The sequence below is a fragment of the Limnoraphis robusta CS-951 genome, assembly GCF_000972705.2.
This window is the reverse complement of record NZ_LATL02000303.1, coordinates 1-23,627: the sequence shown is the minus strand read 5'-3', so window position 1 is coordinate 23,627 and position 23,627 is coordinate 1. Positions and strand designations below refer to the sequence as shown.

Here is a 23,627-nt window from a genome sequence, read left to right as displayed (position 1 = left end):
CCATAATCTTTGATTTGGGGGTAGGTACATGGACACCCCAGGTAAAAAGCGAGGCATTCGACCTGTCCGCTTTTTACAATCTCCGTATCAATTGTTAAACTTAATGACATAGAATTAAAACCACCATGTGTTAGTATTCGAGGCTAAATTACGAGGGACAGACGAGCAGTACGTCATCTTGGATGAGATGATTAGAACTGCTCTTTTTGTGCGTAATAGTTGCCTGAGGCACTGGATGGATAACAAAGGGGTCAACAGGTATGACCTGAATAAATACTGCAAGGTACTCAGAGAACAATTTGAATGGTGCAAAAAACTTTCAGCGCAAGCCTGTCAAGCCAGTGCTGAAAGGACATGGAGTGCTATTGCCAGGTTCTTTGATAATTGCAAGAAAAAAGTTCCGGGTAAGAAAGGTTTCCCCAAGTTTAAAAAACATCAAACTCACGGCTCAGTCGAGTACAAAGTTGATGGATGGGTGTTATCGGATGACCGATTAACCATTACGTTCAGGGATGGTTTCAAAGCTGGAACTTTTAGAATGTGGGGAACTCGCGATTTGCATTTTTATCAAAAAAAGCAGATTAAGCGAGTGAGTGTTGTGCGTCGAGCCGATGGATATTATGCTCAGTTTTCCATCGATCAAGAGCGAAATGAACAACATAAACCCACAAATCGGATGGTAGGAATAGATGTCGGTTTAAACCATTTCTACACTGACTCCGATGGCAACAAAGTAGAAAACCCTCGGTTCTTAAGGAAGGCAGAGAAGGCTTTAAAACGCGCACAAAAACGTGTTTCTCGTCGAACTAAAGGGTCAAAAAATCGCCTCAAAGCCATTAAAAAGTTGGGTAGAACACATCTCTTGGTATCAAGGCGGCGTAAAGACTTTGCGGTAAAGACCGCAAGGGCGCTTATCCTGTCGGCAGATTTGGTAGCCATTGAAGACCTAAAAGTGCGGAATATGGTTAAGAACCACAATTTAGCTAAATCAATATCTGATGCTAGTTGGACGTTGTTTAGGCAGTGGTTGGAATATTTCGGGAAAGTGTTTAACGTGCCAGTGATTGCTGTTGCACCTCATTACACATCTCAAAATTGCTCTAACTGTGGTTCCGAAGTTAAGAAATCCTTGTCCACGCGCACACATAAATGCCCACATTGCGGTTATTTAGATGACCGGGATACGAACGCCGCCATTAATATTTTGATGAAAGCATTGCAAGGGTTAGCACAACTACCGAGGGGCACTCGGAAAGTAACGCCTGGGGATGAGATGACCCACTACTTAGAGGGAGAAATCCCGAAAAGCAAGGTTGCTCGTAGAGCCAGGAAACCCCATCAGTGATGATGGGAATCCACCTCCATAATCTGCGTGATTTGGAGGTGGAGGATGTCAACCGTTGTCAGCTTTTCCTCTGTTCAAATTAATTAAAATGAAACTTTCCATCGCTCATTTAGGCCCTGCGGGAACCTATGCAGAAGCCGCCGCTACAGCCTACGCTGAATATTTAGTAAAAACAACACCCGAAAGCCTAAAATCATCTCTTTGTCCCTATCCCAGTATTGCTCAAACGCTCTGGGCTGTGGCGAAGGGAGAAGTCCATTTAGGCGTAGTCCCTGTGGAAAACTCCATTGAGGGCAGTGTCAGCATGACTTTAGATACACTCTGGCAAATTGATACCCTGAAAATTCAGCAAGCTTTAGTGTTGCCGATTTCCCATGCTTTAATTTCCCTGGCGAGTCGTCAAGAAGACATTCAAGTTGTTTATTCCCATCCTCAAGCCCTAGCCCAGTGTCAGGAGTGGTTAAATCAAAATCTTCCACAAGTGCGGCAAATTGCCACGAATTCCACAACAGAAGCCCTACAACATTTGGATACAGAGAGAACCGCCTGCGCCATTGCATCAGAACGTGCTGCGAGTTTATACCAGTTGCCCATTATTGCTCATCCGATTAATGATTATCCCGATAACTGTACTCGCTTTTGGGTGGTAAGTTTGCAACCCTCGCCGGGAGGGAATTATACTTCTTTAGCGTTCAGTGTACCGGAAAATAAGCCAGGTGTATTGGTTAAACCGTTACAGCTGTTTGCAGAGCGAGGGATTAATATGAGTCGGATTGAATCTCGTCCGACAAAGCGCTTGCTCGGAGATTATTTATTTTTTATCGATCTCGAAGCGAATGCTTGTGAAGAATCGGTTAAATCCGCTTTAACTGAATTAGCCGCTTATACAAAACAACTCAAAATTTTCGGTAGTTATTCGATCATTGATCGTTAAGTGGAGTTGAGCAGGAGGATTTTATTAATCATCAGGAATACAAGGAAACAAGAGTGTAATTCTTTGTATTCAGACCGGAGTAGAGACTTACAAGATGAATGTAAGTATAGTTATACGTTTTTTATCGTAGGATTTTCTCATGTATCCTTCGTCTCAAGGCATTCCGAATTTACCGGATTTGACTCATCCTGATAAGCTGATTAATTTTGGCTCTCAAATTGTTCAATTCTCTTTTCAATTGGGATTGTTAATTTTTGCGTTTGGCGTAGTAATGGCTCTGATTACTTGGTCGAATTCTCGTCAAGGTGAGCCGACTGCCACAGTTCTTAAAGAATGGTTAGAACGCTATGTTTTAGTGATTCAAAAGTTACCTCACATTGGTTTAATTTTACTCATTCTGGTGGGGGGGTTTTTTCTGTGTTCGACTCTGGCTAACCGATATCATCACTGGGAACAACAAAAAGTTGCTCAAGTTGCAACCACTGTTGCAGGTGAACGGCTTGAACAAGCAGCACCTCAAGTGCGTTATCAGGTGGAAGAAACTTATACAAACTATCGCTGGGTTGATAATCAACAAATCGAGGAAGAAGCGACACGCATGGTGGATCGGTTTCTGGCGATCGCCGCTTCACAAATTAAAGTGAGAATTGATCAAGCAACTGATCCAGCAACTCGTCAATGGTTATATAATGTTAGCTTTGAAGCCGATTATCAAGTGGTAAACCGACTGAGTGATATTCAGCAGTTTTTCTTTGAAATTCGTCCGCCTTTTGGGTATAAACTTCTTCAAGACTTTCAAGTTGAACGAGAGGGTCAAGCGTTGGTATCCGTTAACCCAGGCGACTATGGATTTCCCTTTCGTTTAGCGCCAGGAGAAAGCACGAGTTTTCGGGTGACATATCAAGCCCAAGGTGCGCCGCGTTGGGTTTATGAACCCATGGGACAACTGCTTTCTAATTTTCGTCTGACGGCTTTCGCCAACTTTCCTAATGCTGATTTTGCAGGCGCTCTCCCGACTGTGACGCAAGAGGGAGTTCGAGAGCGAGAACTGAGTTGGATTTTTGAAGGAAATGTCTCTGTACGCAATCCCTTTGGAGTCTTTACGGCGACTGATCGGGTTACGAATACAGGCGTTTTACCGCGTTTGCTATTGTTAGCTCCTGCAATATTTTTGTGGTGGATTTTGTTACTCAATCTCTCATTACCCCTGAGTTTAAGAGATGTTGCAATTGTCGCCGGAATTTTCTTTGCTTGTATACTAACTCTGACATATACCAGTCGCTTGATTGATGCTAGACTCGCATTTACTTTGATTTGTCCGATTTTATTGGGTCTAGTTTGGGGGTTAGGAAGCAATCGTCAAGCATCTCTAGCCGCTATAATTTGCACGATCGCAGGCGTGGCTTTACCGATTTTCGGATTATTAATACCCTATAGCGGTTTAACCCTGAGTCTAGCAGGACTGCTCTCCGGGGGGTGGCTAGCAGTCCAAAATTGGTACAAGATATGGAATTTTGAAAAACCAAATTAAAGGATTTTCGATCAAATGGGGATGATTTGTTGATCCTGAGATTGAATTCAGCTAGTTTGGATCAACAGGGTTAAAAGTATCTTTGAGAACCGTTTTAGCCGCTAAGTGACTTCGAGTAGAACTCAAGATTTCCGCTTCCCGTTCCAAGCGAGTAGCAGTATCTTGCATTTCTAGAAGGGCTTGCTGTTCTGCGGGTACACCATAGAGGTTACTCGCCACCCAGTAGGATAACTCCGTCGGTAAACTGGGAATATCCTCTGGAAGTTTGATGCTTTGATCCATTAACTTACTGGAGAGACGAACCACATCTCGCAGCAAACCTTCAACTTCTGTTGCTAAAGGTCTGAGATCTTGTTGAGGGGCGACATCTTCTATCCATTCAACCAACCCAACCAGGTAAGGTTTTTCTCGAACAGCTTCTAAGACGCGGAACCGTTGCTGACCCAGGGTGATCATTTTCAGACGATCATCTGGTAAACGCTGATGCTGAATGATTTCTGCACAGCAACCCACGGAAGCGACTTTTCCTTGAATCGGATCGAACATCACAACCCCAAAGCGGCGATCGCTTTCAAGGATAGTGTTCATCATAATCCGATAACGAAACTCAAAAATATGCAACGGCAGAGGGATTGCTGGAAATAGAACCACTTCTGGAAGTGGAAACAGGGGTAGTTCTCGAACTGCAATTGAGGAAGATGATGCCATTGTCCGTTTAAGGTGTGCGCTTCTTTCTTTTACTTTAGCGGATTTCTTACCCCTGTTTCTCAGTGAAGTCTCTATTTTGCGGGTTTAGCCTAAAGCTTCACCTCAATATCTACGCCTGCGGGTAAATCCAGTTTCATCAAAGCATCAATAGTTTTAGAGGAAGGCTGATAGATATCAATGATGCGGCGATGAGTTCGAGTCTCAAAGTGTTCTCGTGAATCTTTATCGACGTGAGGAGAACGAAGAACACAATAAATGCGTCGTTTTGTGGGTAAGGGAATCGGGCCGATGGCGGTTGCACCCGTGCGATTTGCCGTATCGACAATTTTTTCACAAGAGGTATCCAGCAAACGGCGGTCAAATGCTTTGAGACGGATACGAATTTTTTGCTGTTGAATAGTAGCCATTTGATTTTGAGTTTTCCAGGTTCAGTTTTAAGTTTTCAGGGACTCATGTTCAGGCGATTTGTGCTGTGAGTCCGATTTCAGAAGCCCACAATTGAGCGAGGTGCATGGGGATAAACAGCCCGTCTAAGTTCCCAATGAGCCAATTCACTCTCGGGTCAAAGACGAGCTGTTCAAAGTGATCAGTGTTTGGAGTCAGCGCCTACTTCACAATTTTAGACACAACTCCGGCACCAATCGTCCGACCACCTTCACGAATTGCAAAACGCATTCCCTGCTCAATCGCAATGGGAGTAATCAGCTCAACGGTCATTTTAATCCGGTCTCCGGGCATGACCATTTCGATCTTAGTACCATCATCAGCCGTGTAGCCTTTGATTGTACCCGTTACATCGGTTGTCCGCACGTAGAACTGAGGGCGATAGTTAGCAAAGAAGGGAGTATGGCGACCGCCTTCTTCTTTCCTGAGAACATACACCTCAGCCTCAAAGTCAGTGTGAGGGGTAATACTACCAGGTTTAGCTAGCACCATACCGCGCTGAATGTCCTCTTTTTGCAGACCCCGCAACAATAGTCCTACGTTGTCTCCAGCCATTCCTTCGTCTAGGATTTTCTGGAACATTTCCACACCCGTTACGACTGTGCTGCGAGTATCTTTGATTCCAACTAATGCAACCGTTTCTTGAACTTTTACCTTACCCCGCTCAATCCGGCCTGTAGCAACAGTCCCCCGACCTGTGATCGAGAACACATCTTCTACAGCCATCAGGAAAGGCTTATCAACGGCACGTTCGGGCGTGGGAATATATTCATCTACGCTATCCATCAGCGCGTAGATATGATCTACCCACTCATCTTCTCCCTTCTTAATTTTGGGATTGCTAGTCAAGGCTTCTACAGCCCGTAGAGCTGAACCAGAAGTAATCGGGATATCGTCCCCTGGAAAATCATAGGAACTGAGCAATTCCCGAACTTCTAGTTCAACCAGTTCGAGCAATTCTTCGTCATCAACCATGTCTTTCTTGTTGAGGAAAACCACCAAGCTCGGAACACCTACCTGACGAGCCAGCAGAATATGTTCCCGAGTTTGGGGCATGGGGCCATCAGCCGCAGACACAACCAGAATCGCTCCATCCATTTGAGCGGCTCCGGTGATCATGTTTTTTACATAGTCTGCGTGTCCGGGGCAATCCACGTGAGCATAGTGACGATTTTCGGTTTCATACTCAACGTGAGCGGTGTTAATCGTAATTCCCCGAGCTTTTTCTTCAGGAGCCGCATCAATATCTTCATATTTACGGGCTTTGGCTCCGCCTGCTGCTGCCAATGTCATGGTAATCGCAGCAGTCAGAGTCGTTTTGCCATGGTCAACGTGACCGATTGTACCAATGTTAACGTGGGGTTTAGTCCGTTCAAATTTTGCGCGTGCCATATCCTACTTGATCTTTGATTCGAGATGTTAGATGTTGAATGATTGAGGCTCAAGCCTGATCACTTGAGATGGAGTTTGGGGGAGCAGAAGACAAGATGAACCGATCTGTATTTTATCTTCTCACTTGCACTTACTGCCCCCTTTCAACAGTTATTCGCCTTTACTCTTGGCAATGATGGTTTCAGCCACACTGCGAGGAACTTCTTCATAATGGCTAAATTCCATTGAGAAAATGCCCCGTCCTTGAGTATTAGACCGAATATCAGTCGCATAACCAAACATTGTTGCGAGGGGAACTTTCGCCGTTACCTTCGCAAGACCTTGGGATTGATCGGTTTCCTGAGCTTCTATCTGGCCTCGACGGGAGTTGAGGTCGCCAATAACGTTACCGATGAAATCGTCTGGCACTTCCACTTCTACCTTCATCATCGGCTCAAGTAGCACAGGTGAGGCATTCTTTACACCTTGCTTGATCGCCATTGATCCGGCGATCTTAAAGGCCATTTCAGAAGAGTCTACATCGTGATAGGAGCCGTCTATGAGGGTAGCTTTGACATCAATCAAGGGGTATCCCGCGATCACACCGGATTCACAGGCTTCTTTCATCCCCTCTGCGGCTGGGTTAATATACTCTTTCGGTACAGTACCGCCCACAATTTTGGAGACGAATTCAAATCCGCTTCCAGGTTCACCGGGTGTGAGTTCAATCACAACATGGCCGTATTGACCTTTACCCCCACTCTGACGGACAAATTTACCCTCAGACTTAACAGACTTGCGAATGGTTTCCCGATAGGCAACCTGGGGTGCGCCCACATTCGCTTCGACCTTAAACTCCCGCAACATCCGGTCTACGAGAATCTCCAAGTGGAGTTCACCCATTCCGGCAATTACGGTTTGGTTCGTCTCTGGATCAACAGAAACTCGGAAGGTTGGGTCTTCCTCTGATAGAGATTGTAGAGCCTTGGAGAGTTTCTCCATGTCTTGTTTGGTTTTGGGTTCGACCGCTACCGAAATGACCGGCTCAGGGACATACAAAGATTCCAAAATGATCGGAGAGCTATCATCACACAGCGTATCTCCGGTTAAGGTATCTTTGAGACCCAAAGCGGCTCCTAAGTCTCCTGATCGCAGTTCATCGACTTCAATTCGATCATCTGCTTTCAACACAATCAAGCGAGAGATTCGCTCTTTCTTGTTTTTAGTTGAGTTGAAAACATAGCTTCCCTTCTGAAGAACTCCAGAGTAGACCCGCACAAAGGTCAAACGACCATAAGGATCTGCCATGATCTTGAATGCCAGTGCAGACAAAGGAGCTTCGTCATCGGCGGGACGTTCTTGTTCTTCTCCACTTGGAAGTGTACCTTTAATCGCCGGAACTTCGGTCGGAGCGGGGAGGTAATCGACCACACCATCTAACAACCGTTGCACGCCTCTGTTCTTAAAGGCAGAACCACACAATATCGGGACAATTGTTCCGGCAATCGTTGCTTTACGGATCGCCAGGCGAATTTCCTCTTCAGTGGGCAGATCGCCCCCTTCTAAGGATTCGAGGTACTTCTCCATAATGCCTTCATCGGCTTCAGCCAAAGATTCCAGCATTTTTTCCCGGTACTCGGTGACTAAATCCTTCACTTCATCCGGGATCTCATCAGTTTCTTGGATGTCTGTCCCTAAATCATTGGTATAGATATAGGTTTTCATCGCCACCAAGTCTACCAGTCCTCGGAAATCACTTTCACTACCAATCGGAACTTGGATCGGAACGGCATTCGCCCTCAAGCGATCACGAATTTGCTCGTAAACCTTGAAAAAGTTAGCACCTGTGCGATCCATCTTATTGATGAATGCAATCCGAGGAACTTTGTAGCGTTCTGCTTGTCGCCAAACGGTCTCGGATTGAGGCTGAACACCACCGACAGAGCAGAAGACGGCAATCACCCCATCTAACACCCGCATGGAACGTTCGACTTCAATGGTGAAATCAACGTGACCGGGAGTGTCAATGATGTTGATCTTATGATCTCTCCAACTGGTTGTGATTGCAGCAGCCGTGATTGTGATACCACGCTCCCGCTCTTGAGCCATCCAGTCAGTTACCGCAGTACCCTCGTGGACTTCACCCATTTTGTGAACCACACCCGAATAAAACAAAATACGCTCGGTCGTGGTAGTCTTGCCCGCATCGATGTGGGCTGCAATACCAATATTACGTACTCTCTCAAGCGGGATAGTACGTGCCACAGCTACCTCCTTTTTAAGCCTTCATTAAGATTCTATCTGTTTGCGGAAATCACTGCTATCCCCACCCCATTAATTTTAGTACCGATAATGGGCAAAGGCTTTGTTCGCTTCTGCCATACGGTGGGTTTCTTCGCGTTTGCGAACAGCACTTCCGGTCTCGTTGGCTGCATCCATTAGTTCATTGGCAAGTTTCATCGCCATTGTCCGACCGGAACGTTGTCTGGAATATTGGATCAACCAACGTAATGCCAAAGTTGTTCCCCGTTCTGAGCGAACTTCCATCGGAACTTGGTAGGTTGCACCACCAACTCGTCTAGCTTTGACTTCCACTAAGGGGGTAACGTTTCGCACTGCCTTTTCAAACAGTTCTAACGGCTCAGACCCGGTTCGCTCTTCAATAATTTTCATCGCATCATAAATCACTCGGTAAGCTAGGGATTTTTTCCCGTGCCTCATAATGCGACGGACTATCATACTGAGCAGACGGCTATTATACACCGAGTCCGGGGGAACCGGACGTTTTTGAACGACTCTACGACGAGACATATCTAACTTTTACCCTAATTGTTTTGGTTATTGGTCATTTCATCAAAGATTCAGTCATCTGACAAGCTGACTTTCTACTCTACGACTTCGGACGTTTAGCCCCATACTTCGACCGTCCTTGGCGGCGATCTTTAACTCCGGCAGTATCCAAGGTGCCTCGAATAATGTGGTATCGGACTCCCGGTAAGTCTTTAACCCGACCTCCGCGAATCATCACAACCGAATGTTCCTGTAGATTATGGCCAATCCCTGGAATGTAAGCAGTCACTTCAAAGCCTGATGTCAAACGTACCCTTGCGACTTTGCGAAGTGCCGAATTGGGCTTTTTCGGTGTGGTTGTATAGACTCTCGTACAAACGCCTCGGCGTTGCGGACAACTCTTAAGAGCTGGAGATTTTGTCTTTTTCTCGGCTTGTTCTCGTGCAGATCGAATAAGTTGCTGTATAGTGGGCATGAGTTATAACATATTTCCTCAAATCGGCAATTTCTAGTTTCGGAAGATTATCAATCCACTTCCGATGTTTTAACATCTACCCTGTAGCAGATGAATCCCCTCGTTAACAAAATCTCTGTCTAGTATGCTTTTCGGCTTCATCTCTAAAGATTTTTGAAGAGTTAGTCTATTAACCTAGACTGACTCGCCAGGACTCATCATCGTTACAGGATTAACTGACCGTTTATCCAATCCCTCGCTTTGATCGCTTTGCTGACAAGCCGACAACTTTCTGCCTAAAGCTCAAGCTGTGACTGTCTGCAAAACATTAGCGCCTGAATCGGGGATACTTTCAGGGTGGAGAAGCCCCCTTCCCGCATAGTAGGGGACGGGATACTCTACCGATTCTTTAAGAATCTTGATACCCAAATTGTTACTATAAGTAATAAAACTATAATTTGTCAAGGGTATTTCTCGAAAAAGTCTAAAAAATCCTTCAAGTCTGTCAAGCTCTAGGGACAAAGGAATGACTACAACCACAGGTTTTAGCGGCATTGGGATTGTTGAAGCGAAATCCTCCTCCCATCAAATCTTCTGAGTAGTCCAAGATCAAACCTTCAACGTGGCTCAAACTTTGAGCATCAATCACAACTTGAATTGCACCGCAGTTGTAAACAATATCATCTGGCTGTAGGGTTGGCTCAAACCTCATCCGATAAAACAAACCACAACATCCCCCAGACTCAACTCCCAAGCGAAACAGAACACTGGGATCTTTTTGCTTTGACTTCAGACGCAATACCTCACGAGTAGCCGACGGAGTGACCTGTATCATACTCAAACTTCAAATGACTAATTGAAAACTAGGGACTGAAAAGGCCAGGGATAAACCCTTAAAGCCTACTGTCTCATCCCTAGTTATCCAATATAGATATTATCCTATTTTGCCTTAGCTGGAGCGCGAGAATAATCGTCTTGAAAACGAACGATATCATCTTCCCCTAAATATTCCCCATTTTGAACTTCGATCAACACCAGAGGAATCACGCCGGGATTTTCCAAGCGGTGAGAGGTACATTGGGGAACATAAGTTGATTGATTGGCAAAAAGCACCTCTTCGTGATCTCCACAAGTCACTTTGGCTGTTCCTGAAACAACGATCCAGTGTTCACTGCGATGGTGGTGCATTTGTAAACTGAGGCGATGTCCGGGATTAACTTCAATACGCTTAATCTTATAACCCGAGCCTTCTTCTAAAGTGGTAAAAGATCCCCAGGGACGTAATTCAGTGGCGGCAACACCATGAGAATTCGCTTTAGATAGGGCGGCAGTTGAGGGCTTTGCTTGAATGGCTACCATGATAATAATCTGTCCTTAATAGATCAATGATTTGAAAGAAAAATTTGAGTCAATGCACCCAGGCTTTCAGCACTAAAGTTTAATTTAAGTTTTGATGGAGAATCCACAACATCCAGAGGGGATTTGAGTAAACCTCAGCGATCACTGCATGAAGCTTTTGGCTCAACTCAACTGGCTGAAGCCTACAAGTTGCTCTTAAGAAACACTCAGGCCCGAACTCGTTTTAGAACCTGCCGCCTCTTAGACGCTATAAACCAACATAGCAAATAGATCTGGTAGGTTGTCATCCCTGATTCTACGGATTTTTAGTAATCTTTACGCAATCTTTACTTAAGTATCGATGAATGTATAGAAGATTAAAGCTGATATTACCCCTATAACTTAGGGTTGCCAAAATACACCCAATGCGTTATGTATGGGGGCGGCCGTTTGCGGAGGACGATCAATTAACTGCCCGCCTAAGTACAAACTGGTTGAACTTCCCCCATCCAAATTTAAAGCCTCAACAGCCCCGAGTTGTTGGAGAATTTCAGCGAGTTCTGTTAAACTTGGCCCCGAACCCAGAGGACGATTGTGAACGGCAACGAACAGAAGTTTGTTTTCTGGGGTTCTCGCCACTGCACTCCGAATCGCCTGTTGGTTGCTAAAAGCCTCGCTAAAGCGTTCGGAAAGGGCATCCAATACGATTTCACCTGACTGCAATAATAACGGCCCTGCGGCTAAAATTTGCGGGTAAGCATCCCAAGTTTCAGGTGAGGTTTGACTCTCGATTTTGACTTCAGTTTCCACAGGCAGTTGAGCGACTCTGGCGGTATGATTACGGATGACCAACAAATCGCCATCGGTCGGAATGGAAACCGGATTTTTAATCGGTCTTTCCCGTAGAATATGCTGAGTAATGCGAGAATTGCGAGTAATAATCGCCCATTCGCGATCCATCACGGGAACATAACTCAACCCCCAATCTGAGGTATAACGAGAAAGACCCGCTTCCACATACCCACTATTGAGATGCAAAATGGGAAGACGTTCTCCCGTCCCAGTGATTAGGGTTTCTGAACGAGTTAGGCGATCGATGTAAATTTCACCTTGATCTGTCCAACCCATCGCCCCTCGGTTGAGGATGGGACTCGACAGCCATCGTCCTTGGAGTCGAATTGCTCCCAGGGGAAGAAGATTATTACGGTTAAAAAATCCTCCATTAATCGCAGCAATGGCTTGCGATCGCCCAGCAGTAGTTAATAATGGAGCTAACCCCACCCGTGATTGAGTTCGACTGAGGATCGGTTCTAAAGACAGTTGAGGTTGACTGAGATCGAGTTCAAGCCAGAAGACGGGAAAACGAGAAGGCTCGGATGAAGCGGTTTGTGGAGAGTGAGGAATTTCGATATATTGCTGACGCCAACGAAGTCCCGGTATCCACAGGATATCCCGTTCCACTAAAAAATCGGGTCGAATTTCGACAATCAGACGATCAGGATCATTCAAGCTATAAACAACAGGACGCCAACCCACAGGAACATTAAATTTTAGCTGAGTTTGATTTTGATCGCTGACTTGTTCGAGTCCTTGAAGGGGGTTCTCGGAGAGAGACGGAAATGGGGCTAGAACCTTTTGATTTAGTTGAGCAGCTAAACGGATCGTCCAGGGGGTTAACGGGGGAATAGAAGGCGTCTGGGGGTCGTCTGAAAGAGTTTGTGGAGTGGTGGAGGAATGAGGAGGAGAAATTTGAGGATGTTGCCAGATAGTGGGACGATTTAACTCAATCTTTAACTGTCGATAAGCGGGTTTGAGTTGGGGAGAAAAGGGTAAGTTAACAGGGGGAGAAAGGGGAGTTTGTTGAAGGGCTTGAATGCTGGCGGCAGGGGTGGTAATTTTCAGACTTGTTCCTACAATTGAAAGCTGCCATTGTTCCTTTTCAGCTAAGGTTGTAATCTCTAAGTATCGGTTTGGGGAGTGATAGAGAGTCGGTAAAGACAGGGGTGTTGAGTCGGGTTGTGAAAACCACCGAACGGGTTGCTCAGTGCTATCATTTGTGTTGAGTAGGTCTATACCCATGAGTGTCATTAACCCGGTATCCTGAATTCCAATTTGTAGCGGCATCAGACTTGTACTTTGCCACTGAACCCAAGCCAAATCAAGCTTTTGGCGATTGAGTTCCACTGATGATCCCTGTCGAATGATTTTGTTCGGTGATTGAGAAGCTTGTGCAGAAGACCTCTCAGAGCCAAACAGCAGAGATACAGTAGTACAAATCGCTATGTACGGAATGGATAGCCAAATTGATTGGAACATAAGGATAAGTCAGTTCGGCTTAAAGGTTAAATTTTTAAGAAGTCTTACCTTCAGATCCGTAGACCTCTAAAGACACAACAGACATCAACTCAGATGCTAGAGTTTATGCACGCTACACTCGACTTGAGTGTATCCTAATGACTACTAAGCCTTTTTGAACTAAAGGTCGTTATTCAGCTTGATGATTGCGTGTTCTAGGCTACATAATCAGTGCCAGTCTATCGGTTTAGATCATCAAATGAGGTCACAGCGATGGAGAGTGGCTTTTGTAGCAGTGTCTTCTCAATAGAGCATCATTTAGAGATCAAGGAAATTCAATCGGCAATTTCCAGTCTAGCTCTAAGTCTATAGGCTATTGCAATTGACACTTCGTAAGATATCTTTTCAGTGACTCTAAGGAGTGGAAATTATTCCCGTTTTTCTTGTTCCTCAATTACTTACTGCCTTCTATCAACCTTGTGATTCCGAAGCGGTTTTAAGGGGATTGCTGAGGGTTCGCTCTCCTTGAAAAACGGATCAACGGTTAATCATCGACAAGTCTAACTGTCAGTAGCGTTGCGGAAATTATTCTAACTGCAACAATCACTTTATCTTAAGATCGAAGAGCCAAGTTGATCGCGCACGGATTCGTTACTCCCATCAAGTAAAATTCTATAACTCGTAAATTCTTAGGACGACGCATCCTACAAACTTCAAAAAACGGCTTCTCTCTCACAATAGTTTAATTGAAATTGGCGACATGGATCACATCAACAGCATCGAACAACAAAATCAACTCACAACAGTTGAGAACACAAACATCAGGGAACAGGGAACAGAGAATACTCCCCAGTCTTCATCTTCTCAGGGAATGCCCTACGCAGGTCAACGCTGGTTAGTCGAAGAACGAGATGCTTGTGGAGTGGGATTTATAGCTAACCCATCGGGGATTGCTAGCCATGATATTATTGCGAAAGCGTTACCTGCGCTGACTTGTTTAGAACATCGAGGCGGATGCAGCGCTGACTATGACTCAGGAGATGGGGCAGGGTTAATGAGCGCTATTCCCTGGGAGTTGCTGCAACAAACCCCGGAACTCTCAGCATCTTCAGAAATTCCCCTAGAACAGTTGGGAGTAGCGATGGTGTTTCTCCCCCCCGATGAACAGGCTCTTACTGCCCGAAAAATTATTGAAGACACATTGGGGCCGTTGGAATTGCAGGCGGTAGGATGGCGGAAAGTTCCGGTGAATTCTGAGGTTTTGGGGCCACTTGCACGGGAAAATCAGCCTTTAATTGAACAGTTGGTAGTGTCTTCCCCCAGCTTAACCGGAGATGCCCTGGAACGACAGTTATTTTTAGCTAGACGTGGGGCTGGTGTGGCTCTGGAGGCGCAAGGACTGGTTTGGGGGCAAAATGTTTATATTTGCTCTTTCTCCTGTCGAACGATTGTTTACAAGGGGATGGTGCGTTCGGCGGTTTTGGGTGAATTTTATCTAGACCTGAAAAATCCCGCCTACAAGAGTGCCTTTGCGGTTTATCATCGCCGCTTTAGTACCAATACGATGCCGAAGTGGCCTCTGGCTCAACCGATGCGGTTGTTGGGTCATAATGGCGAAATTAACACGCTTCTGGGCAATATTAACTGGATGCGGGCGGCTGAAGGTAAGCTGGAGTCGGAGGTTTGGGGAGAACGACTCAAGACTTTAAAGCCGTTTGTGGATGCGAATAATAGTGATTCGGCGAATCTTGATAATGTGATGGAGTTGTTGGTGAGAACCGGACGGACTCCTATAGAGGCGTTGATGATTATGGTGCCGGAGGCTTATAAGAATCAGCCTGATTTGAAGGGACGGGAAAAAATTGTTGATTTCTATGAGTATTACAGTGGGTTGCAGGAACCTTGGGATGGGCCGGCGTTATTAGTCTTTAGTGATGGAAAACAAGTCGGTGCGACGCTTGACCGCAATGGGTTGCGTCCGGCGCGGTATTGTATTACGAAGGATAATTTGGTGATTGTCGCCTCGGAAGCTGGGGTGGTTGATATTCCTGATGCTGACATTGTTGAAAAAGGTCGTTTGGGACCCGGACAAATGTTGGCGGTTGACCTGGAAAGCCACGAAGTCCTGAAAAACTGGGAAATCAAAGAACGCATTGCGGCGGCTCATCCTTATCGCCAGTGGTTGGATGAATATCGCGTTAACCTCGAACCGCAGCCTTTTGAGGAAAAAACTCATTTAGATGCGGAAACCCAACTTCGTCTGCAAACGGCTTTTGGCTACGGTTCGGAAGACCTGGATATGGTCATCGCAGATATGGCGAGTTTGGGGAAAGAACCGACTTTTTGTATGGGTGATGATATCCCGTTGGCGGTGCTGTCGGATAAACCCCATTTGCTTTATGATTATTTCAAACAACGGTTTGCTCAGGTGACGAATCCGCCGATTGATCCGTTGCGCGAATGGATTGTCATGTCGTTGAATATGCGACTCGGTGAACGGGGAAATTTGCTGAACCCGCAACCGAAAGATGCGGGAATGTTGCAAATTGAGTCTCCCGTACTCAATGAAGCTGAACTTGAAACAATCTTTCACAGTAAGTTTGATTGTATTAAACTCTCAATTTTGTATCCAGTTTCAGCAGGACCAGAGGGTTTAAAACAAGCAGTTCAACAACTCTGTGAACAGGCGGTAGATGCGGTCAAAAATGGCAATAAAATTATCATTTTAAGCGATCGCAATTTGTCTTCGGAATTGACTTATATTCCGCCAATGTTAGCTGTTGGTGCGGTTCATCATTATTTGATTGCTAGTGGTTTTCGGTTGAAGGCGTCTTTAATTGTTGAAACAGCACAGTGTTGGAGTACCCATCATTTTGCTTGTTTGATTGGTTACGGGGCTGCGGCTATTTGTCCGTATTTGGCTTTTGAATCTGTGCGGGCTTGGTGGTCTAGCTCGAAGGTTCAAGGGGCGATGGAGCGGGGTAAGTTACCGCAGATTAGTATTAGTGTCGCTCAGAAAAATTATCGCAAAGCGGTTGAAGATGGGTTGTTAAAGATCCTCTCAAAAATGGGAATTTCCCTGCTTTCAAGTTATCAAGGGGCGCAGATTTTTGAGGCGATTGGGATTGGGGGTGATTTACTGGATTTGGGCTTTAAAGGAACAACTTCTCGCATAGGCGGGTTAACGGTTCAAGAACTCAGTCAAGAAGTGAATCAATCCCACAGTAAAGCCTTCCCAGAAATGACTCAGAAAAAGTTAGAAAACTTTGGCTTTGTCAACTTCTTTAAACGAGGTGAATTTCACAGCAATAACCCTGAATTGGCGAAGGTTTTACACGCAGCTATTCGCTCACAAAATGGCAATGGTTCGGCTGAGAAATATGACCATTATCAAGCCTATCAAGAGTATCTGAAAGGTCAACCGATTTCGGCGTTGCGAGATTTGTTAGATTTGAACAGCGATCGCGAATCAATTCCCATCGAAGAAGTTGAATCTGTTGTCGAAATTGTTAAGCGCTTCTGTACGGGAGGGATGTCTTTGGGGGCGTTATCACCTGAAGCCCATGAGACGTTAGCGATCGCCATGAACCGTCTAGGCGGAAAATCGAATTCGGGTGAAGGCGGGGAAGATCCAGCCCGGTTTAAAGCCTTTGAGGATGTCGATGAACAGGGAAATTCCGCCACTCGTCCCTATTTGAAAGGCTTACAAAATGGGGATAGCGCGAGTTCCGCCATTAAACAGGTGGCGTCTGGACGGTTTGGGGTAACGCCGGAATATTTGATGAATGCCCACTCCATTGAGATTAAAATCGCACAGGGGGCAAAACCCGGAGAAGGCGGACAGTTACCGGGTAAGAAGGTGAGTGCTTATATCGCCATGTTGCGACGCTCGAAGCCCGGTGTGACGTTGATTTCTCCGCCGCCTCACCATGATATTTACTCGATTGAGGATTTATCTCAACTGATTTTTGACCTACACCAAATTAACCCCCAGGCGTTTGTGTCGGTGAAGTTAGTCGCAGAGATTGGCATTGGGACGATTGCGGCGGGTGTAGCGAAGGCTAATGCTGATTATATCCAGATTTCGGGTCACGATGGCGGTACGGGGGCGAGTCCTCTGAGTTCGATTAAACACGCCGGAACCCCTTGGGAATTGGGGTTGACTGAGGTTCATCGGGTGTTGATGGAGAACAAACTTCGCGATCGCGTGCGGTTACGAGTTGATGGCGGCTTGAAGTCCGGCTGGGATGTGGTCATGGGCGCACTCATGGGGGCTGAAGAGTTTGGCTTTGGTACCATTGCGATGATTGCTGAAGGTTGTATTATGGCGCGGATTTGCCATACCAACGGTTGTCCGGTGGGAGTAACAACGCAGCGAGAAGACTTGCGGAAACGCTTCCCCGGTACGCCTGACCATGTAGTGAATTTCTTCTATATGATTGCAGAGGAAGTTCGGCAGTTGTTGGCGCGGTTGGGTTATCGTTCTTTAACAGAAATTATGGGCCGTTCCGACTTGCTGAAAATGCGGGAAGGGGTGAAATTAACCAAGACTGGGGGGATTAACCTCGACTGTCTGATGAATCTGCCGGATACTCGCACAAACCGAGATTGGTTGAAGCATGATGGCGTTCACAGCAACGGCCCCGTATTGGATGATGTGTTGCTGGAAGATACTGATATTGCGACGGCTATTCGCAATCAGAGTGTTGTTGAAAAAACTATTCGACTGGTGAATACGGATCGGACTGTGGGGGCGCGAATTGCGGGTAAGATTGCGGCGTTGTATGGCAATACCGGATATGTCGGACAAGTTACGCTGAATTTTATCGGTTCTGCGGGTCAGAGTTTCGGCGCGTTTAATTTACCGGGGATGACTCTGGTGTTGACGGGTGAGGCGAATGATTATGTCGGGAAGGGGATGCACGGCGGAGAGTTGATTATCAAGCCGTCTGACTCAATAACCTTTGATGCCTCTGAAAATGTGATTATTGGCAACACCTGTTTGTATGGCGCAACGGGAGGAACGCTTTATGCTTTGGGTAAAGCAGGTGAACGCTTTGCGGTGCGGAACTCGATGGGACAGGCGGTGATAGAAGGCGCTGGCGACCATTGTTGTGAATATATGACGGGTGGTGTTGTCGTTGTGTTGGGTGCGGTTGGTCGCAATGTTGGGGCTGGAATGACTGGGGGTTTGGCTTATTTTCTCGATGAAAATAATCAGTTCCCTGAACGAGTTAATGGGGAAATTGTCAAGATTCAACGGGTTTCTACCTCTGCGGGTGAGAAGCAGTTGAAGGGACTGATTGAACAGCACGCGGAACGGACAGGCAGTGAGAAAGCGAAGACAATTCTCGCTGATTGGTCGAATTATTTACCAATGTTCTGGCAGGTGGTTCCGCCTTCTGAGGAAAATTCACCGGAAGCGAGTTCGGAGGGTTCTGGGTCGAAAGTTGCGGTGACAGCTTCTTAGCCAACTATTTCTGTGAATGAATCAAAGGGTGTAACCATTCAGGTTGCACCCTTTTCTATTGAGATTCGAGTTAATGACTTCAAAAGGTGACACCCATCAATATTTTATGATATGTTTGAAATATACTTTTTTTCAAAAGAGTCGGGGTGTTCAAATATCAGCGTAGATGCTAGTTTAGGTAAGATGAGATCCTAAATGTAGTAAGTCTAGAGCAGAGCAAGTATTATTTCACAAAAGTGAATACTCATTGAGTGAGCTGGTAGTTCTATCTTAAGTTCTAGGGATTACTTTAGTTTTCTCGAAGTTTGTCTCTGACTTTGTATTTCAAGATTATACACTAGGGCAATCACTAGAGCGAAAGATTGAAATGATACAGTACATTCTGCAATAAATCTTGGGTCAGAATATATAATGCAAATTGCAATAATTGGTTGTGGTTTCGTTGCCGATTTTTATCTCAAAACTCTACCGAACTATCCCGAACTTAAGCTAGTTGGAGTGATGGATAAAAATAGTGAACGAGCATCTCATTTTTATTCCTATCATGGAGTTCCGTATTATAACTCATTAGAGGAATTACTGGAGGATAGAAAAGTTGAGTTAGTTGTAAATTTAACCAATCCTAGAAGTCACTTCTCGGTGTCTAAAGCTTGCTTAGAAGCCGGAAAACACGTTTACTCAGAAAAGCCTTTAGCAATGGATCTTGCAGAAGCAGAGGAATTGGTAGCCTTAGCTGAGGAAAAGGGTTTATATATTAGTTCTGCTCCCTGTACTTTTCTCGGAGAAACGGCTCAGACAATGTGGAAAGCATTGCAAGAGAAAATTGTAGGAGAAGTACGGTTAGTTTATGCAGAAATGGATGACGGTATGGTTCATCAAATGAGGTATCACGACTGGAAGAGTGAATCGGGTATCCCCTGGCCTTATAAAGATGAATTTGAGGTCGGATGTACTTTAGAACACGCTGGCTATTGTCTGACCTGGTTAGTTGCATTCTTTGGTCCGGTTCAATCTGTCACTGCATTTTCATCTTGTTTGATTAAAGATAAGCAAACTGATGTAGTATTAGACCCTCCAAATACTCCAGATTTTTCTGTGGCTTGCATTCAATTTGCCTCTGGTGTTGTCGCTCGGTTAACCTGTAGTATTGTTGCTCCGGTTGATCACTCTATAAAAATTATCGGGGATCGAGGAATTCTTTCAACGGATGATTGTTGGAATTTTAGATCTCCAGTTAATTTTCAACGACGAATAACGATTAGACGGAAAACGTTTGTGAATCCTTGGAAGAAAAAATACCCTCTAGTTAAAATCAAAAACGGTCAAATCAAGCATAAAACTAAGCATGGGATGGATTTTTGTCGAGGAGTAGCAGAGTTAGCAAATGCCATTGAAGAAAAGCGTCCCTGTCGGCTTTATGCCCAATTTTCACTTCACGTTAATGAGGTTGTACTGGCTATTCAAAATGCTTTAGAAAAAAGTTGTACCTATCAAGTGACATCATCTTTTGATCAATCAGAAATACAAAATTGTTGGAGTCAAAGGAAATAGAGTTCGACTTAACCAAAATGTTGCAACATTAGTTGCAACTGTATTATATTTAATGGGGAAACACAGGTGGCTAAGGTTAAACGATTGAGATTCTGCTGCTATATCATCATTACAACCTTGCTTTTACTGATGGTAAAGATTTCAGGAGTTCAACTCAAAGCAACATCGCTTAACCCTATTAAAGTTGACCAGTTTGGTTATAGACCACAGGATCATAAAGTCGCAGTTATTGTTAATCCTCAGCTTGGTTTTAATCAGCAAGATTCTTTTGAACCTGGACAAACCTATGAAGTTCGAGAGGTCAAAACAGATAAAACAGTTTATTCGGGATCTGTTGAACCTTGGGCTGAGGGAAAAACAGACCCTCAATCGGGAGATCAAGCCTGGTGGTTTGACTTTTCGGAAGTCCAAAATCAGGGTGATTACTATATCTATGATCCTAAGAATAAGGAGCGTTCCTTCCCGTTTGAAATTGATGATAATGTTTATCGCAAGGTCTTAGTAACTGCAACTCGTATGTTTTTCTATCAACGTAGTGGCTTTGCAAAACGTCCTCCTTTTGCTGACCCAAAATGGCAAGATGAAGCGGCTTTTTTAGGATCTGGCCAAGACAGTTCTGCTCGGTATGTTTATGATCAAGAAAATCCCAATTTAGAAAAGGATATGCGTGGTGGATGGTTTGATGCAGGCGATACGAATAAATATGTTACATTTGCAAATAGCTCTGTTCATCAACTCTTAACTGCTTACAGTCAAAACCCATCTATTTGGACTGATGATTTTAATATTCCCGAATCAAAAAATGGCATTCCTGACTTAATCGATGAGATTAAATTTGAACTCGATTGGTTGAAAAGAATGCAGGATAATGATGGCGGAGTTTTTATTAAAATTGGCAATATCGATCATAATGCTGCTGAAAAACCAAGTCTAGATCGACGTCCTCGATATTATGGACCGAAGTGTTCTTCTGCGACAATTGCAACAGCCAGTATGTTTGCTCATGCTGCATTCGTTTTGCAAGAGTTTTCCCCGTTAAAATCCTATGCTAATGACCTCAATCAAAGAGCAATTAAAGCTTGGAACTGGTACGAAAATAATCCTAAGAAAACGGATTGTGATTCCCAAACCATTAAGTCTGGAGATGCAGATAGAACAGAGGAGGAACAGATAGCAACTGGTGTTGTTGCTGCTATTTATTTGTTTGCACTAGATTCTGAGCAAAAGTATACAGATTACATCAAACAACATCTGAATTCGACTCGTCCTTTTTCCGATGATACCTGGTCTCGATATCGACCCCAAGAGGGAGATTCGCTGCTCTTTTACACTCAACTTCCTAAAGCAGATAAAGAGTTAAAAACTCAAATTTTAGCTCGATTTCAGAAGATGGTTGAAACTAATTCTTCTAATGCTTATGGTTTTCAAGACCATCTTGATCCCTATCGCGCTTATATGCCTGATTCTCAATATCATTGGGGAAGTAACTCAGTGAAAGCGAACTATGGGAATACGAACTATGATGTGATTTTTTTTAATCTAGATCCTGCTCATCAAGAACGTTATAAAATTAGAGCATTAGATCATTTACATTATTTTCATGGGGTGAATCCACTAGGTATTGTTTATTTGACTAATATGTATGATAATGGAGCAGAATATTCAGCCAATGAAATGTACCATGAATGGTTAGGAAAAGGAATTTATAAAAATGCACTAACTTCTAAATTTGGCCCTGCACCTGGATATTTAACGGGAGGAGCAAATAAAGATTATACTGGCTCAATTAAAAAAGTTAAAACTCAACCTCCAATGAAGGCTTATGTTGACACCAGTGATTCTTATCCCGTCAACTCTTGGGAAATTACTGAACCTGCAATTTATTATCAAAGTTCATATTTAAAGATCATATCAAATTTTGTTTCTATATAATAAGAAGTTAATTAATAAAAAAAATATGGAAAAATTAATCAAGCACTTTGAACCCACTTTTGCTATATTAGCAATTATACACTATAGTGCAAACTGGTTGCCTTTGATTTTGTCTGGCGGAGCAAGTGAAGGAGATGGAACTGATATAAACTCATTTGATTTTACACTGAATGTCCTTCTGTTTTTAGTGACTTATTTAATTTCTGCAAGCTTATTATTTATACGATGGAAAAAGGTTTTTATTTTCGCAGTAAAAGGATCAGTTATATGGGTGATGATTTTGATCGCACTGGCTTCTTATTTTTGGTCAGATTTTCCTGAACGAACGATTAAAAGTTGTGTTGGGCTAATTGGAAGTACATTTTTTGGAGTTTATTTAGGAAGTCGTTATACTCTCAAAGAGCAACTTAAATTGTTGGCTTGGGCTTATGGAATTATTGCCGTTCTTAGTATCATTTTTGCACTAGCTTTACCTCGTTATGGATTAGAACAAGCTGTTCATGCGGGTGCTTGGCGGGGAATATATGGTCATAAAAATTTATTAGGACGAGGGATGACATTAGCAGGAGTTATTTTTGTGTTGTCACCTACTCTTTTTGAAAAAAAAGATCGATGGTTGTGTCGAGTGGGTTTAGGTTTCACTTGTATTCTTTTAGTGATGGCAAAATCATCAAGCTCATTGATTAATTTTACAGTTTTAATTCTTAGTCTCACTGCTTATCGTATCCTTCGACTTCGCTATTTATTGTTGATTCCGGCTTTTCTTGCTATTATCACCTTGAGTGCTACTATTTTTTATGTTTATACTGAAAATGCTGCTGAATTACTTGGATTAATTGGCAAAGATCCATCCTTGACAGGTCGTACCGATCTTTGGGCTTGGGCTAGAGAAATGATTGATAAACGTCCCTGGCTAGGATATGGTTACACTGCATTTTGGCAGGGATTAGATGGCGGATCTGCTTATATTATTCGAGCAGCTAGATGGCCAGTTCCTTATTCTCACAATGGGATACTCGATTTATGGTTAGATATTGGCTTGTTGGGTGTTCTTGCTTACTCTATTGGATTTGCGATTAACTTATTGAGAGCTATTTTTATCGCTCGATTTAGTACAGGGATGGAAAGAATTTGGCCTTTAATATTTTTAACTTACCTGATCCTAACAAATACAACAGAGGGAGGAATTATTTCTCAAAATAGTATATTCTGGGTTTTATACACTGCTTTATCAATTTCAACAATGATGCCAATTAGTAAACTGTCTCATTCCTATAAAACGAGTGGAGATTTAATCAAATCAAGCTAATTCCCTAGAAATCCAGTGAAATGATATTTTTTTATGCTTTTCAGGTTAAAATCGTAAAAATGTTTAATTTTGGAGCTGATTAGTGATAGTTTTTTTGATTTATGAAACATAAATATTGACAAAAAAAATCAGTAGTCTATAATAGCTATAGGCTT

Annotated in this window: 16 protein-coding genes; 7 read left to right on the top strand and 9 right to left on the bottom strand. The window is 44.0% G+C overall.

The features are described from left to right. Positions 1-127 precede the first annotated feature (127 nt). From WN50_RS25620 to WN50_RS25610, 3 genes are all read left to right on the top strand, one after another. Complete coding sequence (locus WN50_RS25620) at positions 128-1,345, top strand: RNA-guided endonuclease InsQ/TnpB family protein (protein ID WP_049561199.1); 1,218 nt, start codon at positions 128-130, stop codon at positions 1,343-1,345. A gap of 88 nt (positions 1,346-1,433) precedes the next feature. Then, a complete protein-coding gene (pheA, locus tag WN50_RS25615) occupies positions 1,434-2,279 on the top strand; it encodes a prephenate dehydratase (protein WP_046277066.1) in 846 nt (281 codons plus the stop codon). Positions 2,280-2,418: 139 nt separating this feature from the next. Further along, positions 2,419-3,810: a hypothetical protein gene (locus tag WN50_RS25610; protein ID WP_046277067.1), complete on the top strand. Its 1,392-nt coding sequence runs from the start codon at positions 2,419-2,421 to the stop codon at positions 3,808-3,810. A gap of 51 nt (positions 3,811-3,861) precedes the next feature. Here WN50_RS25610 and WN50_RS25605 read toward each other — a convergent pair whose 3' ends face one another. The 9 genes from WN50_RS25605 to WN50_RS25565 form a co-directional block, all read right to left on the bottom strand. Next, the gene (locus tag WN50_RS25605; RefSeq protein WP_046277068.1) at positions 3,862-4,518 is read right to left on the bottom strand and encodes an LON peptidase substrate-binding domain-containing protein; all 657 of its coding nucleotides are present in this window, start codon (positions 4,516-4,518) and stop codon (positions 3,862-3,864) included. 89 nt (positions 4,519-4,607) lie between these two features. After that, a complete protein-coding gene (rpsJ, locus tag WN50_RS25600) occupies positions 4,608-4,925 on the bottom strand; it encodes a 30S ribosomal protein S10 (protein WP_023068084.1) in 318 nt (105 codons plus the stop codon). 199 nt (positions 4,926-5,124) lie between these two features. Beyond that, positions 5,125-6,354: an elongation factor Tu gene (gene tuf, locus WN50_RS25595; RefSeq protein ID WP_046277069.1), complete on the bottom strand. Its 1,230-nt coding sequence runs from the start codon at positions 6,352-6,354 to the stop codon at positions 5,125-5,127. Between the two features lie 150 nt (positions 6,355-6,504). After that, positions 6,505-8,598 (bottom strand): elongation factor G, encoded by a 2,094-nt coding sequence (gene fusA / locus WN50_RS25590; protein WP_046277070.1) that lies wholly within the window; start codon positions 8,596-8,598, stop codon positions 6,505-6,507. Positions 8,599-8,673: 75 nt separating this feature from the next. Continuing rightward, positions 8,674-9,144 (bottom strand): 30S ribosomal protein S7, encoded by a 471-nt coding sequence (rpsG, locus tag WN50_RS25585; protein WP_046277071.1) that lies wholly within the window; start codon positions 9,142-9,144, stop codon positions 8,674-8,676. Positions 9,145-9,223: 79 nt separating this feature from the next. Next, positions 9,224-9,598: a 30S ribosomal protein S12 gene (gene rpsL, locus WN50_RS25580; RefSeq protein WP_046277072.1), complete on the bottom strand. Its 375-nt coding sequence runs from the start codon at positions 9,596-9,598 to the stop codon at positions 9,224-9,226. 484 nt (positions 9,599-10,082) lie between these two features. Continuing rightward, positions 10,083-10,412: a HesB/IscA family protein gene (locus WN50_RS25575; protein WP_046277073.1), complete on the bottom strand. Its 330-nt coding sequence runs from the start codon at positions 10,410-10,412 to the stop codon at positions 10,083-10,085. A 104-nt stretch (positions 10,413-10,516) separates the two neighbouring features. Further along, a complete protein-coding gene (locus tag WN50_RS25570; RefSeq protein ID WP_046277074.1) occupies positions 10,517-10,936 on the bottom strand; it encodes a phosphomannose isomerase type II C-terminal cupin domain in 420 nt (139 codons plus the stop codon). 381 nt (positions 10,937-11,317) lie between these two features. Continuing rightward, complete coding sequence (locus tag WN50_RS25565) at positions 11,318-13,099, bottom strand: phosphodiester glycosidase family protein (RefSeq protein WP_049561192.1); 1,782 nt, start codon at positions 13,097-13,099, stop codon at positions 11,318-11,320. Between the two features lie 982 nt (positions 13,100-14,081). On the opposite strand from WN50_RS25565, the gene gltB reads away from it, so the two are divergent. From gltB to WN50_RS25545, 4 genes are all read left to right on the top strand, one after another. Next, positions 14,082-18,680 carry a glutamate synthase large subunit gene (gltB, locus tag WN50_RS25560; RefSeq protein WP_235441128.1) on the top strand — a complete coding sequence of 1,533 codons (4,599 nt, stop codon included), beginning with the start codon at positions 14,082-14,084 and terminating at the stop codon, positions 18,678-18,680. Between the two features lie 411 nt (positions 18,681-19,091). After that, positions 19,092-20,231: a Gfo/Idh/MocA family protein gene (locus WN50_RS25555; RefSeq protein WP_046277076.1), complete on the top strand. Its 1,140-nt coding sequence runs from the start codon at positions 19,092-19,094 to the stop codon at positions 20,229-20,231. 129 nt (positions 20,232-20,360) lie between these two features. Continuing rightward, positions 20,361-22,163 (top strand): glycoside hydrolase family 9 protein, encoded by a 1,803-nt coding sequence (locus tag WN50_RS25550; RefSeq protein ID WP_046277077.1) that lies wholly within the window; start codon positions 20,361-20,363, stop codon positions 22,161-22,163. 25 nt (positions 22,164-22,188) lie between these two features. Next, entirely contained in the window at positions 22,189-23,472 is a 1,284-nt protein-coding gene (locus WN50_RS25545; protein ID WP_046277079.1) for an O-antigen ligase family protein, read from the top strand. Positions 23,473-23,627: the final 155 nt, after the last annotated feature.